At 62.3% G+C, this 15,722-nt stretch carries 17 protein-coding genes; 8 read left to right on the plus strand and 9 right to left on the minus strand.

From position 1 onward, the window contains the following. The first annotated feature begins 88 nt into the window (after nucleotides 1-88). A complete protein-coding gene (locus tag GGQ99_RS21750) occupies nucleotides 89-898 on the plus strand; it encodes a tetratricopeptide repeat protein (protein WP_183264151.1) in 810 nt (269 codons plus the stop codon). Nucleotides 899-973: 75 nt separating this feature from the next. Here GGQ99_RS21750 and GGQ99_RS21755 read toward each other — a convergent pair whose 3' ends face one another. The 9 genes from GGQ99_RS21755 to GGQ99_RS21795 form a co-directional block, all read right to left on the minus strand. After that, nucleotides 974-1,990, minus strand: a complete 1,017-nt coding sequence (locus tag GGQ99_RS21755) for a type II secretion system F family protein (protein WP_108609525.1) — start codon at nucleotides 1,988-1,990, stop codon at nucleotides 974-976. 7 nt (nucleotides 1,991-1,997) lie between these two features. Continuing rightward, on the minus strand, nucleotides 1,998-3,011 hold the full coding sequence (locus tag GGQ99_RS21760; protein ID WP_183264152.1) for a type II secretion system F family protein: 1,014 nt from the start codon (nucleotides 3,009-3,011) through the stop codon (nucleotides 1,998-2,000). 43 nt (nucleotides 3,012-3,054) lie between these two features. After that, a complete protein-coding gene (locus GGQ99_RS21765) occupies nucleotides 3,055-4,560 on the minus strand; it encodes a TadA family conjugal transfer-associated ATPase (protein WP_183264153.1) in 1,506 nt (501 codons plus the stop codon). A gap of 29 nt (nucleotides 4,561-4,589) precedes the next feature. Next, nucleotides 4,590-5,873, minus strand: a complete 1,284-nt coding sequence (locus GGQ99_RS21770) for a CpaE/TadZ family protein (protein ID WP_183264154.1) — start codon at nucleotides 5,871-5,873, stop codon at nucleotides 4,590-4,592. Between the two features lie 26 nt (nucleotides 5,874-5,899). Then, entirely contained in the window at nucleotides 5,900-6,631 is a 732-nt protein-coding gene (locus GGQ99_RS21775; RefSeq protein ID WP_183264155.1) for a CpaD family pilus assembly protein, read from the minus strand. A 14-nt stretch (nucleotides 6,632-6,645) separates the two neighbouring features. Then, nucleotides 6,646-8,163 (minus strand): type II and III secretion system protein family protein, encoded by a 1,518-nt coding sequence (locus GGQ99_RS21780; protein WP_108609529.1) that lies wholly within the window; start codon nucleotides 8,161-8,163, stop codon nucleotides 6,646-6,648. Next, nucleotides 8,160-8,975, minus strand: coding sequence for a Flp pilus assembly protein CpaB (gene cpaB / locus GGQ99_RS21785; protein WP_183264156.1), 816 nt, complete (start codon nucleotides 8,973-8,975; stop codon nucleotides 8,160-8,162). The genes GGQ99_RS21780 and cpaB overlap by 4 nt, the downstream gene beginning before the upstream one ends. 125 nt (nucleotides 8,976-9,100) lie before the next feature. Further along, nucleotides 9,101-9,622 carry an A24 family peptidase gene (locus GGQ99_RS21790; protein WP_108610078.1) on the minus strand — a complete coding sequence of 174 codons (522 nt, stop codon included), beginning with the start codon at nucleotides 9,620-9,622 and terminating at the stop codon, nucleotides 9,101-9,103. Between the two features lie 151 nt (nucleotides 9,623-9,773). After that, a complete protein-coding gene (locus tag GGQ99_RS21795; RefSeq protein WP_108609531.1) occupies nucleotides 9,774-9,956 on the minus strand; it encodes a Flp family type IVb pilin in 183 nt (60 codons plus the stop codon). A 401-nt stretch (nucleotides 9,957-10,357) separates the two neighbouring features. Here GGQ99_RS21795 and GGQ99_RS21800 point away from each other — a divergent pair, with 401 nt between their 5' ends. The 7 genes from GGQ99_RS21800 to rpsT all read left to right on the plus strand — a co-directional run bounded on the left by GGQ99_RS21800 (nucleotide 10,358) and on the right by rpsT (nucleotide 15,567). Then, nucleotides 10,358-10,735 (plus strand): pilus assembly protein N-terminal domain-containing protein, encoded by a 378-nt coding sequence (locus GGQ99_RS21800; protein ID WP_246389690.1) that lies wholly within the window; start codon nucleotides 10,358-10,360, stop codon nucleotides 10,733-10,735. 134 nt (nucleotides 10,736-10,869) lie between these two features. Continuing rightward, the gene (locus GGQ99_RS21805) at nucleotides 10,870-11,442 is read left to right on the plus strand and encodes a TadE/TadG family type IV pilus assembly protein (protein ID WP_108609533.1); all 573 of its coding nucleotides are present in this window, start codon (nucleotides 10,870-10,872) and stop codon (nucleotides 11,440-11,442) included. Nucleotides 11,443-11,512: 70 nt separating this feature from the next. Next, nucleotides 11,513-12,115 (plus strand): TadE/TadG family type IV pilus assembly protein, encoded by a 603-nt coding sequence (locus GGQ99_RS21810; protein ID WP_246389691.1) that lies wholly within the window; start codon nucleotides 11,513-11,515, stop codon nucleotides 12,113-12,115. A 108-nt stretch (nucleotides 12,116-12,223) separates the two neighbouring features. Further along, entirely contained in the window at nucleotides 12,224-13,462 is a 1,239-nt protein-coding gene (locus tag GGQ99_RS21815) for a phosphopentomutase (protein ID WP_183264159.1), read from the plus strand. Beyond that, on the plus strand, nucleotides 13,455-14,345 hold the full coding sequence (mutM, locus tag GGQ99_RS21820; protein ID WP_183264160.1) for a bifunctional DNA-formamidopyrimidine glycosylase/DNA-(apurinic or apyrimidinic site) lyase: 891 nt from the start codon (nucleotides 13,455-13,457) through the stop codon (nucleotides 14,343-14,345). Before GGQ99_RS21815 ends, mutM begins: the two co-directional genes overlap by 8 nt. A 48-nt stretch (nucleotides 14,346-14,393) precedes the next feature. Continuing rightward, nucleotides 14,394-15,167, plus strand: coding sequence for an enoyl-CoA hydratase (locus tag GGQ99_RS21825; RefSeq protein ID WP_108609537.1), 774 nt, complete (start codon nucleotides 14,394-14,396; stop codon nucleotides 15,165-15,167). Between the two features lie 133 nt (nucleotides 15,168-15,300). Then, on the plus strand, nucleotides 15,301-15,567 hold the full coding sequence (gene rpsT / locus GGQ99_RS21830; protein WP_055980783.1) for a 30S ribosomal protein S20: 267 nt from the start codon (nucleotides 15,301-15,303) through the stop codon (nucleotides 15,565-15,567). Nucleotides 15,568-15,722 lie beyond the last annotated feature (155 nt).

A 15,722-nucleotide genomic window follows, 5' to 3' on the forward strand; every position in this document is an offset into this window, starting at 1 on the left:
AACCATCCGTTAGGGTTAACAGATTATTTCTCCAAAGCGGGGAAATGGCCGGCGAACGGCCACGCGGACGAATGGAGACCTGCCTCCGATGTTGACCAATCGCTCGATGAACGCAACGGGAAAACGCCTTGCAAGAGCGGCTTTCGTGGCACTGCTGATGGCAGGCGTCGCCGGTTGCGGCACCAGCAAGATGACCACCGGTTCGATCGGCCGTGGCAAATCGGTCGACACCATGTCGACCGGCGCGATCGCAGGTTCCGCCGACCAGATCGGACGCACCTATGCCAGCGACCCGAACAACAAGCCGGTGGCTATGCAGTACGCCTCGGTGCTGCAGATGAAGGGCCAGACCGATCAATCGCTCGCTGTCATGCGCAAGCTCGCGATCGGCTACCCTAAGGACCGGGACGTGCTCGCCGCATACGGCAAGGCGCTGGCCGCGTCGGGCGAGTTGCAGCCGGCGCTCGACGCCGTGCGCCGCGCCCAGACCCCGGAATATCCCGACTGGAAGTTGGTCTCGGCAGAGGCAGCGATCCTCGACCAGCTCGGCCAGACACAGGACGCGCGCAGCCTTTACCGCAAGGCGCTCGACCTCAAGCCGAACGAGCCGACCGTGCTCTCCAATCTCGGCATGTCCTATGTGCTCGAAGGCGACCTGAAGTCGGCCGAGACCTATCTGCGCTCGGCCGCCTCGCAGCAGGGCGCGGACAGCCGCGTGCGCCAAAATCTTGCGCTCGCCATCGGCCTCCAGGGACGGTTCGGCGAAGCCGAGCAGATCGCCAAACAGGAGCTTTCGCCCGAACAAGCGCAGGCCAATGTCACCTATCTCCGAAACATGCTTGCCCAGCAGAACGCCTGGAACCAGATCAAGGCCGAGGACAAGCCCACCACCAACTGACCGCTTGCCGCCGGATACGAAAAAGGCCGCGTTGTCTGACGCGGCCTTTTTCGTTCATGACTGGCGATGCGGAACCTATTCGCTGCTCGACTGCGGCTTGTCGCCAAACAGGCCGCGTTCGCTGATCTGGATGCCGGCAGGGCCGAGGATGATGGCAAACAGCACCGGCAGGAAAAACAGGATCATCGGCACTGTCAGCTTGGGCGGCAGTGCGGCAGCCTTCTTCTCGGCAGCGTTCATGCGCATGTCACGGCTTTCGGCTGCCAGCACGCGCAGGGCATGCGCGACCGGGGTGCCGTAGCGCTCTGCCTGGATCAAGGCCTGGGTCACCGACTTGACGGAGTCGAGGCCGGTGCGGGCGGCGAGGTTCTCATAGGCTTGGCGGCGCTCAGTCAGGTAGGAAAGCTCGGCGTTGGTCAGCACGAACTCTTCGGCGAGGTCGACGGATTGCGAGCCGATCTCATCGGCGACCTTGCGAAGCGCCGCTTCCACCGACATGCCCGATTCGACGCAGATCAGCATCAGGTCGAGTGCATCCGGCCATGCCTGCTGGATCGACTGCTTGCGCTTGGTGGCGCGGTTGGAGACGTAGAGCACCGGCAGGTAGAAACCGGCATAGGCAGCCACGATACAGATGAAAATCTTGACGAAGATCGGCTTTTCCGCGGCTCCGCCCATTGCGAACACGTAGACAGCCGCCAGCACGAAGCCGACGAAGGGCAACACCAGGCGAAAGAACAGGAAGCGCGTTAGAGGATTCTGGCCGCGGAAGCCGGCAACCTTCAGCTTGTTGAGCGTCCCTTCGTCAACGAGCGCACGGCGCAGGTCGAGGCGCTCGACGATGTTGCGCATGCCGACATGCTGCTGCTCGCGCAGCGCGCCACGGCGGCGATCACTTTCGGCGGCGAGGCGGACGCGCTGCTTGGCGCGCAACTCATCGCGTTCCAGAGCAACGGCTTTCATGCGCGCCTTGAGCGGATTGCCGATCAGCGACGGCATCGCGGTGAAGACCGTGGCAAAGACAGCGATTCCGACCAGCAGTGCGATGAGGAAGGACGGATCCGTGAGCGACTTGACGACTTGATCGGTCATTTGTGCACTAGACCTCGAAATTCATCATCTTGCGCATCACGAAGATGCCGATCGACATCCAGATGCCCGAGATGCCCAGGATCAGGTTGCCGGTATTCGTGGTGAAAAGCGGCATGATGTAGTTCGGGCTCGATAGGTAGACGAGGGTGGCGACGATGATCGGCAGGGCGCCGATGATTACGGCCGAGGCCTTTGCTTCCATCGACAGCGCCTGAACCTTGGCTTTCATCTTCTTGCGGTCACGCAGCACGCGCGACAGGTTGCCCAATGCTTCCGAGAGGTTGCCGCCCGCTTGGCTCTGAATCTGGATGACGATACCGAAGAAACCGGCCTCGGGGCACGGCATGGTCTCGGTCATGCGCAAGGCCGCATCGGGGATGGCGATGCCGACCTGCTGAGACTCGACTATGCGGCGGAACTCGCCGCGCACCGGCTCCGGCGATTCCGACGCGATGAGGCGAATGCCGTCGTTGAGCGGCAGACCCGACTTCACCGCACGCACGATGATGTCGAGCGCATTGGGAAACTCTTCCAGGAATTGCTTGACGCGACGGTTGCGCCGGAAGGCGACAAACCAGCGCGGCAGGCCGATCGTGCCTGCAAGCAGCGCACCGGGCAGCAGGATCAGCGGGGCACCGGCGATGTAGACGAAAAGAGTCGCAACGATGCCGCAAACCACCGAATAGACATAGAAGCGCTCGATCGTCACCTGCATGCCGGCCTGCCGGATCTGGACCTTCAGCGGCGGCTTCTTGATGTTGCGGTCCTTGGCCCTCTGCTTGTCGTCCAGTTCCTTGAGCGTGTCCTGAACCGACTTCCTGCGCTTGGCGACTTCGGCAGTCCGATCGCGCGAAGCCTTGACCAGCGAGCGATCCGTTTCGGTCTGCCTTACAGTCGAAAGGCGGCGCTCGGTGTTGCTCTCGGTTTCCATGCGCTTGAACAGGAAAGCGTAAGCCACCAGGCCGGCGCTGAGACCGGCAAGCGCGACAAATACCAGCATTGAAGCATCAAGCCCGAACATGGCGCGCTAAATCCTCCCTGCTCGCATCGTTGTTAGTGCCATCTCAGTCAGCGCTCTTTTCCATGCTCTCGAGAGCATTGGCCAACCGGGAATCCTCGCCGAAGTAGCGTGCCCGGTCCCAGAAATGCGGCCGGCCGATCCCCGTGGAAACGTGCTGGCCGAGAAGCCTGCCGTTCTGGTCCTCGCCCTTGATGTTGTAGAGCACCAGGTCCTGGGTGATGATGACGTCGCCTTCCATGCCGATCACCTCGGTGATGTGGGTGATGCGGCGCGAGCCATCGCGCAGGCGGGCGGCCTGGATGATGACGTCGACGGAACCGACGATGATCTCGCGAACCGTCTTCTGTGGCAGCGAATAGCCGCCCATGGCGATCATGGACTCGATACGATTGAGGCACTCGCGCGGGCTGTTGGAGTGGATGGTGCCCATCGATCCGTCGTGGCCGGTGTTCATCGCCTGCAACAGGTCGAACACTTCCGGTCCGCGCACTTCGCCGACGATGATCCGCTCCGGACGCATGCGCAGGCAGTTCTTGACCAGGTCGCGCATGGTCACCTCGCCCTCGCCTTCCAGGTTGGCGGGACGGGTTTCGAGACGGACCACATGCGGCTGCTGCAGCTGCAGTTCTGCCGAGTCCTCGCAGGTGATGATGCGCTCGTCGCGGTCGATATAGTTGGTCAGGCAGTTGAGCAGGGTCGTCTTGCCCGAACCGGTACCGCCTGAAATGACGATGTTGCAACGGACCCGGCCGATGATCTTCAGCACGTCGGCGCCATGCTGGGAAATCGCGCCGAACTTGACGAGCTGGTCGAGCGTCAGCTTGTCCTTCTTGAATTTTCGAATGGTGAGCGCGGTGCCGTCGATCGACAGCGGCGGCGCGATGACGTTGACGCGGGACCCGTCTGGCAAGCGCGCATCGCAGATCGGCGAGGATTCATCGACACGGCGGCCGACCTGGCTGACGATGCGCTGGCAGATGTTGAGCAGTTGCTGGTTGTCGCGGAAGCGAATGCCCGTCTGTTCGACCTTGCCGTTGACTTCGATGTAGACGTTCCTGGCGCCATTCACCATGATGTCGGCGATGTCGTCGCGGGCCAGCAAAGGCTCCAGCGGACCATAGCCGAGAACGTCGTTGCAGATATCCTCGAGCAGCTCTTCCTGCTCGGCGATCGACATTGCGAAGTTCTTGATCGCGATGATATCGTTGACGATATCGCGGATTTCCTCACGCGCACTGTCAGGATCGAGCTTGGCCAATTGCGACAGGTCGATGGTGTCGATCAGCGCCGAAAAGACCTGGCTTTTCGTGTCGTAGTAGCTTTCGCTGCGTTCGCGCTGCGCCTTGCGCGGTTCCGCGGCGGCGAATGGCGGAGCCGGCTGGACCGTCCGCCGCTGCGCCGCGGCCGGCTCTACGGGCGGCGCCGGGACGGGGGGACGCGGCGCGACCAGTGTGTCGCTGGTGCTCGCGACCGGCGCCTGTATGGGTGCGTTCGGGCGGAATCCCGGCGTTGAGCGGTTGCCGTCGTCGCTGCCTCTTCTGCCAAACATGGTCGACTATCGCCTCCGCCGCGCCGGCATCACTTCTTGCGAGCCTTGAGCCGGGCCAGAATTCCGCCAAGCCCTGACTGTTTCTTGACCTTGGCTTCCGACCTCCCAGTCAGCACATGCGCAATCTCGTTGATCATATGGACCGTCGGGTTCTTCGCATCCATCTCGCCCAGCATGCGGCCATTGTTTGCGGCATTGCCAAACAGCAGCGCGTCGAAGGGGATGACGGACATCGGGGTGATGCCGAGCGGTTCGGCGAAATCGCTTGCCGCAATTTCCGGACGCTTGGGCAGACCTGCCTGATTGAGGATCAGCCTCGGCGGCGGATCGTTGGGCCGCAGCCGCTTGAGCATATCGACCAGGTTCTTGGTATTGCGCAGATTGGCGAGTTCCGGCGTGGCGGTGATGACCACTTCGTCGGCACGGGCCAGGGTGTTCTTGCTCCAACCACTCCAGATGTGGGGGACATCGAGCACCAGCAGCGGGGTGCTGCGCTGAGCGGTGTCGATGATCTGGGCGAACGCCTCTGGATCGAAATCGTAGACGCGCTCGAGCGTCGAGGGCGCGGCAAGCAGGGACAGGTGTTCGGCACATTGGGCCAAAAGGCGGTCCAGGTAGACCTCGTCGACGCGCTCGGGCGCAAACACCGCCTCGGCAATGCCTTGGGCGGGGTCCTGATCGAAGTTGATGTTGGCGGTACCGAAAGCCAGGTCGAGGTCGGCAACGACCACTTCCGACTTGAACAGGCTGGACATGCTCCACGCAACGTTGTGGGCGATGGTCGAGGAGCCGACGCCACCCTTGGCGCCGACGAACGCGATCGAGCGGCCCATCGGCTCCGCTTCGGGATCGATAAAGATCGAGGAGATCACGCTGACGATGTCGGCGGTCGATACGGGCGCCACGACATATTCGGAAATGCCCGAGCGGATCAACTCGCGATAGAGCGCAATGTCATTGTAGTGCCCGATGACCACGACCTTGGAACTCGGGTCGCAATATTCCGACAGCGCGTGCAGGGCTTCGAGAAGGTTCTTCGGCTCGCGGCGCGATTCGAGAATGATCAGGTTGGGCGTCGGCGAGCCGCGATAGACTTCTACCGCAGTCTCGACGCCGCCCATATGAACCTGGAGGTGGGCCTTGGCCATGCGTCGGTCGGCGCCGGCGCGTTCGATCGGGCCCGCGACGCTGTCGGTCTCGCAGAAGGCCTGGATGGAGATGCGCGGCACGGGCCGCAGCGCCTGCATCAATGCCATGTCCTGATGCGGCTGCTCCGCGTTCTCAGGCTGGGAATCGTAGGCGAGATTGCTCATTGTCTCGTTCTTCCCATAGCTCGCGATCAATAGTTCACTTCGGAGTTCTTGTTGAACTCGGTGGTGATCCCGCGTTTGCGGTAGAGATCGATCACTTCGCCGCGATTTTCAGCGTCGATCTCCGTCTGCTTGCGCGGTCCAAGCAAGTCGGCAGGGTTGGCAACCTGTGCGGCGAGATTGTTCTGATAGGAACAGCCGAAATTTGCGTAGTGCTTGTTCTCGGTCGTGTTGAGCACGTCCTCCGGCCAGCTGCCGCACCGGTCGGTCTGCGCGCGCATGGCGGTGTAGGTCACACGTACCGGCGACGCGGCATCGGCATAGGCCGCCTGGTAGCGGGCGATGTCGATACGGTTCGACGGCACGCCATTCCTCGTCGCGACGCGCGCCAGCGCCCGCGCGGCCTCGTTCGCCGCTACATCATTCGAGGCCCCCGCGGGCACCATGATCGTCAGCGCCGGCTTCGAGCGGCGGTCATAGTCGCTGAGGAAGCCGGCGAATGTCGCTTCCTGGCCCTTGGAGATGCCGCGATCGCTGGTGCCGACCGCGATGTCGAGGGTCTGGTTCTTCTCGGCAATGACGATTGGGTGATTGGTTCGGTAGTCATCCGGGATCGAGCCGACAGTGACGCTGTCGCGGTTGGTCGCGCATCCGGCGACAAGGGCAACCGCGGCCGCCGCCAGAAGCGGACGGAAGAGGCGCGACATTTCCTGCCGGGTCCGGCCGGTGGCGCGCGTGGCGTGGTGTATTGCCTGAGACATGCCCCTATCCCCGCTCATTTGTAGATGAAGCCGACGACGCCGTGATAACGGCCCATGGGCTTGTCGGTTTTCATGGTGCCGTAGACGCGATTGACGCGGCCGAGGAACATGCCGGCGCCGTCGCTGGCGGCGTTGAAATTGTCGTCGGGCCTGGCGAGCTCGTTGCGCGCCACCGGACGGGCCAGATACGGCGTGACGATGATGACGAGTTCGGACTCGTTGCGGACAAAATCGCGGCTGCGGAACAGGGTGCCAAGAACGGGAATCTTGGACAGCCCGGGCAATCCGTTGACCGCCTGACGCACGTCGTCGCGGACGAGGCCGGCAATCATCATCGACCCGCCGGAGGGCAGCTCCACCGTCGTGTCGGCCAGGCGCTTACGGATCGACAGGGCCGTCATGCCAGGAGCATTGAACCTCGCTCCGCGGGATCCGCCTCCCGACAGCGAGACCGACGCTTCGGTGGTCGGCTCGGAGACCTGGGTTCTGATCTTGAGACTAATACGCCCTGGCGACAGCACCACCGGCTGAAATTCGAGACCGATGCCGTATTCGATCTTCTCGATTTCGTAGGTCCGGCCGCCGCTTGAGCCGCCGCCTTCCTGGTTGGTCACCAGGTTGAACTCGCCGCCGACCTTGAAGGTCGCCTTTTCGCCCGAAACTGCGGTGAGTGTCGGCTCGGCCAGCGTCTTCATCACGCCAGCCTGTTCCATGGCATTGACATACGCGTCGAGAAGCGAGGTCCCGATCGAGACCTGCGAGGCGCCAAGCGGCTTGCCGAGACCCGGGATGCTGTCGCTGATGGCGCCCCAGCTGATGCCGTTGGCATCGCCCGAGCCGATCATGTTGACGCCGAGCTGCTTCATCACCGTGCGGCTGACCTCGGCGACGGTGACCTTGAGCATCACCTGGTCGTCGCCGACGATCTGGAGCAGGTTGACGATCTTGCTCTTCTGGCGCGTCGAGTCAGGATTGTCGATGTCGACGCCGCCATTTTCGGAGCCGCCGCTGGCGGTCTGCGAATATTGCCCGGTCGTCGCCTCACCGCCGGTGACGAAGATGGTCGCCAGATCGACAGCGCGCTTGGCATCGAGCGGCGTATCGACCATGCCGGTCAGCACGACGTTGTCGTTGATCAATTCAACCTTGATCTGCGAATTCGGGATGAAACGCTTGATGTAGTCCTCAAGCCCGGCAACGTCGCGTTCGATAGCGAGATCGAGGCTGGCGATCTGCTCGCCATTGGGGCCGAAGACGAAGATGTTGGTCTGGCCGACCGACTTGCCGAACAGGTAGATGCGGCGCGCCGTGCGCGTCACTGCATCGGCAACAGCCGGATTGGCGACAAGGATATCGTAGGCGTCAGACGGCAGGTCGATGACCACCGACTTGTTGAGCCCAAGCTTGACGCGCTGGCTGGAATTTTCCGCGCCGACCCTCGCCTTGGCAGCAAGTACCGGCGACTGCCAGACCCCAACGGAGCCTATGGCCAACGTCGCAGCAGTCACAAGAAGTCTGGCGGTGGACCTCATTTCCTTGCTCCCGATTCGGAAATCTCACCTGACTTGATCAGCCGCACCGTGCCGCGCTTGCCACTACCCGAGACCAGATAGTCGGCCTCGGCGAGGTTCTTTTCCTGGGCGTCGGCAACCGAGCGCAGGGCAAGGGTGAGGCGGTCCGCCATCTGCTGGGCCACGGTGATGATCTCGGCCTGCTGAGCGGTGAGTTCCAGCGTCGCGGTTTCGCCGACCTTGACCTTCTTGCCCTCCTCATCCTCCTGGATGGTCTGGTCGATGGCCAGCACGCGGATGTTCTTGAGGATGGTCTCGGTGGTGAAGCCGCTTCCCGATTTCGCGGCATCGCTGCGACGGGTCATGATCACGTCGACATAGTCGTTCGGCAGAATGAAGCCGCCGGCGGAGGTGTCGGCGGAAATCGCAGTGGCGACTGCGCGACTGCCTGCCGGCAAAACCGCCGACATGAAGCTCTGGCCTTCGCCGATCAGCTTCGACTTGCGCAGCGGTTCGCCGCCGTACATGGCAAGGCGCGCGACCGAATTCTTGAATTTTTCCAGCGCTTCAGGCTCGACGCTGCGCGTGATGAAATTGGGATTTATCGCGTCGCTCGGCCAAGGCTGCCAGCCGATGTTGCCCTCCACAACACCGCCCATCGGCACGTCGCCGGTGAGCACCAGCACGTCGGTGAGCGCGAGTTGCGGCTGTTGCGGCCCGGATTCGACGATGACCTCCTGAGGAGGTGGAGCAGACATATTCTTGGCGACGAAACCAGCGCCACCCGCGGCGGCGACCGCTACGCCAAGTATCATTAGTCGCGATGCAGCCATTGTCCGAACCTCGCCCCGGCAACCCATCAAGCCAAGTCGGACTTTGCATAGCCAATCGTCAAATTATGGTTAACGCGATGCTTATATATATGATTAACGATACCTTACGCCCGCAGGCGTGGAGATCATTGGGCAGTCAGCCGCTCCAGCGCCCAGACCATCAGGGGCGAACTCGGATAGGTGATCAGGCCACCTATGCCGAGCGCAATGCCGTAGGGCACGCCGCCGGCATCTTTGGAGAAATTCCTGAGGAACATGTTCTGGCTGGTGATGTGGGAAAGAGCGGAACTGCGGAAGGTCAGGATCGCGAGCGTCAGCATCCCGCCAAATACAGCGGAGGTAAGCAGGTACTGCATCAGCGGCATGCCGAACCCCATCCAAACGGCGGACGCGGCGATGAGCTTGGCGTCACCGCCGCCCATGCCGCCGAGTGCGAACAGCGCGAAGGTGACGGTAAGAAGCAAGGCGCCTGCAGCAAGATGCATGCCGATGTCGGCCCAGGCCATGCCGGTCAGCGGCGCGACGACAAGGAAGACGCCAAGTAGGAGTAGCGGCACGCGGTTGGCGATGGTCATCGACATGGTGTCGGATACGGCCGAGTAGACCATGCAGAACGGGAACACGACAAAGATCAGTGCTTCAAGCATCGCCACATACCTGATAGGTTGAACCAAGATCTAACTTAGAGAATTGACATTAATCTTGGGTGAAGGCTGGGCCTATTCTCAAAAAGAAAAAGGCCGCCCTTGAGCAGCCTTTCGCTTTTTGTCTACGTGATTTTTGGCGTAGAGCCGCCTATCACGGAGCCACAGGGGCGTTTTCGATTGCCGTCGCGACACCCCTGAACTTGGTGTCGAGCGCGCTGCCAACCAAGCCGGCGCCGGCAATGATGGCAACTGCGATAAGGGCGGCGATCAGACCGTATTCGATGGCGGTCGCGCCGGATTCGTCCTTCACAAAGCGTGCGATGAGATTGGACATTGGAGAGCTCCTTACTCCGTTTGTTACAGCACTTCCGTCAACATTTCTTTGTCGTCGATCGGATGAGTGCAACCTAGCGGGGAGCTCTTTCAAACGGCTTAAGAAACAGCCTTACCGAAACCTTTAGCCGGCCATTGCCATCGTGTGGTTAACTACAGGCTAAGCTGGGCTGACCTTTTGTCTTCAGCTGGGAACCGCTGCACGCGAGGCGTTTGGGGGGCTGCATGGCACTTCCTTAGCGGCGCTGCTCGCGCACCGGTTGCCACCAGTCAGACGGCTTAACTGTTGGTTCACCAAAAGCGTTCATCTTCCGTTGATCAGTCGATACTGACAGTGATCGAGGGGCAGCGATGACAAGGCCGAAAGCTTTCTTTCCGGGAGCGTGCGCAGTTGCGATAGCGATGGCCGCCGCCGCTGTGCCGGCCCATGCGGGTGGCGGCATCGAAGTGACGATGAACCAGGCCAAGATCGTGCGACTCGCCCGCCCTGCCGACACCATCGTGGTCGGCAACTCGTCCATCGCCGACGCCTCGGTCCAAGACGCTTCGACCCTAGTGCTGACCGGCAAGGGTTTTGGCGTCACCAACCTCGTGGTGCTCGATGCGGACGGCACGCCCATCGTCGACGAACAGGTGACCGTCATCCGTCACGACGCCTCTTCCGTACGGATCTACCGCCGCTCCGAGATACAGACGCTCTCTTGCACGCCCTATTGCGAGAGCTCCTACAAGAGCGACGCCGAGCGGATGTCCGAAAGCGAGATGAACGCTTCCCAGTAAGCGTGGGACCCGCAGGACGTACCGGACAAGGTTAGCCTTGGGTAAAGATTTTGCCTGCTATTTTCCCGAACATCAAAACGGGACCTCAACGGCTTTGCACTATTGTCCGCCCGGAACGAGAAGGCGGTCGGGACATGAGCGACACAGCGTCTGCAGTGCATGACAAGACGAAGGCGCGCCGGCGGGGATTGTTCGCCGGCTTCGCGCGCGACCGCAGTGGCAGCACGGCGATCGAGTTCGTCATGCTGGTGATACCTTTCTCGCTGCTGGTCTTTGCGATCCTCGAGAGTTGCATTTCATTCGCCGGCCAGCAGGTACTTTCTAACGCAGTCGACGATGTCGCCCGCCAGTTGCGCACTGGACAGGTCAAGAGCAAGGACGTCACCAAAGATTGGCTGGAAGGCAAGATCTGTGAGCGTCTTGAGGTCATCGTCGCCGACGGGTGCCCCAATCTGATCGTTGACCTGCGCAGCTATCCAACTTTTGCTGCTGCGGCCGACGTGAAGCTCAGGCTGACTGGCCGGGAGATCGACACGACCGGCATTAGTGTCACGCCTGGACCAGCCGGCACCAAGAACATGCTGCGCGTTTTTTACAAATGGCCAGTCATCACCGACTTCATGCGGGCGTCCATGTCGAACCTGAACGGTGGCTATACGCTGCAGTTTGCGTCTGCCATCTGGCAGAACGAACCGTTCAATGATTGATCGAAACGGCCAGTTACGGCCGCAGCTAGCGGAAAGTCTTGGGATGTCGGCGTGGCGGGGGGCACAATCGATGCTGAAGCAATTGCGATCATACGCATATGCCCTGATTTGCGACCGGCGCGGTATCGCCGCGGTCGAATTCGCCTTCGTCGTCCCTCTCCTGTTGTCGCTGTATTTCGTGACCATGGAGGTCTCCCAGGCGATCGAGACGAACAAGAAAGTCAGCCGGGCCGGCTCGATGGTCGCCGATCTCATCACGCAACAGCAGACGATCAAGGCAACCGAAGTGGACGCGGTGATGAAGATTGCCGAGTCGATCCTGCAGCCCTACAACCGCAGCACCGGCAAGATCTTCATCACGGCAATCCAGGTCACCGACGAGGCGTCGCCCCAAGTGCTGGTGGTCTGGTCGCGCAAATACGTCGACGGCGTCGGCAAGCCCGACGTCGTCAAGGACACGGTGACGACCGTGCCCGACGCCCTCAAGACCAAGGGCGCCTTCCTGATCCGGGTCGTCAGCGAACTCGACTACAAGCCGATGATCACCTGGGCCGCCGAAAGCAAGCCCGTGCTTGGCCTCGCTGCCGCAATCGATCCGATCACGATGGACGAGACCTATTATCTGCGGCCGCGCATGAGCCAGACGATCCCCTGCACCGGTTGCGAAATCTAGGTAGCCGGTCCATCTGCTCTCGTCAGTTGCCATTTGCGGGATAATTGCCAACGACCGCGACTGATCCTATGTCTGTGCGGCAAGCTGGCAACCGAGAGCCCTTCATAGATGGCGCGTGCATTCCTGTTCGTCCTGGATTCCTTCGGCATTGGCGGCGCGGCCGACGCCGAACGTTTCGGCGATGTCGGGTCCGATACCTTCGGCCACATAGCAGCCGCCTGCGCCGAGGGCCGCGGCAATCGCGAAGGTCTGCGCTCAGGTCCGCTCGACCTTCCGAACATGACGGCACTCGGGCTCGGCCGCGCGGCAAGGCTGGCAACCGGCTTTGAATTCGAAGCGAACGCCAAGCTGCGCGCCGGCGCCTTCCACGGCGCCGCCCAAGAGATTTCGAGCGGCAAGGACACGCCGTCGGGCCATTGGGAGATCGCCGCGGTGCCGGTCACCTTCGCCTGGGGCTATTTTCCACAGACCGTGCCGGCCTTCCCGGCATCGCTGACCGAAGCCATCACCCGCGAAGGCAATGTGCCGGGCATCCTTGGCGATTGCCACGCCTCGGGCATCGAGATCATCGAGCGCTTCGGCGAGGAACACATCCGCACCGGCAAGCCGATCTGCTACACATCGGTGGATTCCGTGCTGCAGATCGCCGCGCACGAAGAGCACTTCGGGCTCGAGCGGCTCTATGAGCTTTGCAAGACTGTCCGCCGGCTCGTCGACCCGCTGAACATCGCCCGCGTCATCGCCCGACCCTTCGTCGGCGAAAGCAAGGAGACGTTCGAGCGCACGCCGAACCGCAAGGACTATGCCACGCCACCGCCGGAGGCGACGCTGCTCGACAGGCTCACCGAGCGTGGCAGCAAGGTCATCGCCGTCGGCAAGATCGGCGACATCTTCGCTCATCGCGGCATCAGCGAAATTCGCAAGGGCGTCGGCAACATGGCGATGTTCGACGCAGCACTCGGCGCCATGGACGATGCCGGCGACGGCGATCTCGTCTTCGCCAACTTCGTCGACTTCGACACCGAATTCGGCCACCGCCGCGACGTGCCAGGCTATGCCGCAGCGCTGGAAGCCTTCGACAGGCGCCTGCCGGAAGCGTTCGCACGGCTGAAACCGGGCGACCTGCTGATCCTGACCGCCGACCACGGCAACGACCCAACCTGGCGCGGCACCGACCACACCCGCGAACGCATCCCGGTGATCGGTGTTGTGCAGGGCCATCGCGGCGGCGATATCGGCCTCAGGCCGACATTCGCCGACATCGGCGAGACCGTCGCCGAGCATCTTGGCCTGCCGCGCGGGCGCCACGGCGCCTCTTTCCTCGAAACGATCGCCACCCATGCCTGAGTTGCCCGAAGTCGAAACCGTCCGGCGCGGACTGCAGCCGGTGCTCGAAGGCGCGCGCATCGAACGGGTCGAAACGCGCCGGCCGAATCTGCGCTACCCCTTCCCCGAACATTTCGGCGAACGCCTTGCGGGCAAGAAGATCACCTCGCTCGGCCGCCGCGCCAAATATCTGCTCGCCGATGTCGAGGATGCCCCGCTGCTGATCTGCCATCTCGGCATGTCCGGCTCGTTCCGCGTCGAAACCGACGAGGATGGAACGACGCCGGGCCAGTTCCACCACGAACGATCGAAGTCGGAAGCGCACGATCACGTCGTCTTCCACGTCGCAGATCAAAGAGGCGCCCCGGCGCGCGTCGTCTTCAACGATCCCCGGCGTTTCGGCTTCATGCTGTTTGCCGAGCGCAACGGCACCGAGCATCCGATGCTGTCCGGCCTCGGGGTCGAGCCGACCGGCAACACGCTCGACGGCGAATTGCTGGGCGGCTTGTTCGAAGGCAAGAAGACGCCGCTCAAGGCGGCACTGCTCGATCAGCGCCTGATTGCCGGGCTCGGCAATATCTATGTCTCGGAAGCTCTCTGGCGCGCCGGCCTGTCGCCGCTGCGCGCTGCCGGCACCCTCGCCGGCAAGGGCAAGGTGGCACGCGAACGTGCCGCGCTGCTCGCTACCAGCGTGCGCGAGGTGATTGCCGATGCGATCGCGGCGGGCGGCTCCTCGCTGCGAGACTACGTCCACACCGACGGCTCGCTGGGATACTTCCAGCACTCGTTCTCCGTCTATGACCGCGAGGGCGACCCGTGCCCGCACACCGGCTGTGCCGGCCATGTCGAGCGCATAGTGCAGAGTGGGCGATCAACCTTCTATTGCCGCCAGTGCCAGCGCTAAGCTAGATCAAGTCTCATTGGTGGTGCTGCGAGACAGGGAGAGCCTGAGATGGCCTATGAAACGATCATCGTGGAAACACGCGGCAAGGTCGGGCTGATCACGCTCAATCGACCGAAGGCGCTCAATGCGCTGAATTCGCAGGTGCTCGGCGAACTGCTGGCCGCCACCGCAGCCTTCGAGGCCGACCACGGCATCGGCGCCATAATCATCACCGGCTCGGAAAAGGCATTCGCCGCCGGTGCCGACATCAAGGAGATGCAGGCCAAGACCTATGTCGAGGCCTATCTCGAGGATTTCTTCTCCGGCTGGGAAGCCTTCACGCGCAACCGCAAGCCGATGATCGCGGCTGTCGCGGGCTATGCGCTGGGCGGCGGCTGCGAGCTCGCCATGATGTGCGACTTCATCATCGCCGCCGACTCGGCCAAGTTCGGCCAGCCCGAGATCACCCTCGGCGTCATGCCCGGCATGGGCGGCTCGCAGCGACTCACCCGCTTCGTCGGCAAGTCCAAGGCAATGGACATGTGCCTGACCGGCCGGATGATGGATGCGGCCGAAGCCGAGCGCTCGGGGCTGGTATCGCGCGTCGTACCGGCGGCCGACCTCATGGAAGAGGCAATGAAGGCGGCGGCCAAGATCGCCGATTTCTCGTTGCCGGCGGTCATGATGTGCAAGGAGGCCGTCAATCGCTCCTATGAAGTGACGCTTTCGGAAGGGCTGCGCTTCGAGCGCCGCCTGTTCCATTCGATGTTCGCACTCGAAGATCAGAAGGAAGGCATGGCGGCTTTTGCGGAGAAGAGGACTGCGAATTTCCGCAACCGCTGACCGGAATCGCGTTGACGTTGGGAGTAAGCTGAACTATAAGCCGCACCAACCGAGGCGCCCCTAGGGACGCCCGAATGATTTCTGCGCTTTGCGGGAAGCTGCTCGCGCCCACCATAGATCAAAGAGAGGCACCATGGCCAATACCTCCTCGGCCAAGAAGGCTACCCGCAAGATTGCCGCCCGCACTGCGGTCAACAAGAACCGCCGTTCGCGCGTCCGGACCTACATCCGCCAGGTCGAAGAGGCACTGGCCTCGGGCGACAAGGCAAAGGCAGAAGCCGCCTTCAACGCCGCTCAGCCGGAATTGATGCGCGCCGCCAGCAAGGGCGTGGTCCACAAGAACACCGCCTCGCGCAAGGTTTCGCGCCTGGCTCAGCGGCTCAAGGCGCTTTCCGCCTAAGCCCTGCAAGCAATTGGATTTCTGATCAACCCGGCCTCACCAGCCGGGTTTTTCTTTTGTCCGAAAACAGCCGGAAAAGCAGTCCGCAATGGCCGTGCGAGCATACCCTTGGGGCACCAAGTTCTTTGCCGGCATATGCGGCTATTCTCATAAGT

Source organism: Aminobacter niigataensis (genome assembly GCF_014200015.1).
Classification (GTDB): Bacteria; Pseudomonadota; Alphaproteobacteria; order Rhizobiales; family Rhizobiaceae; genus Aminobacter; species Aminobacter niigataensis.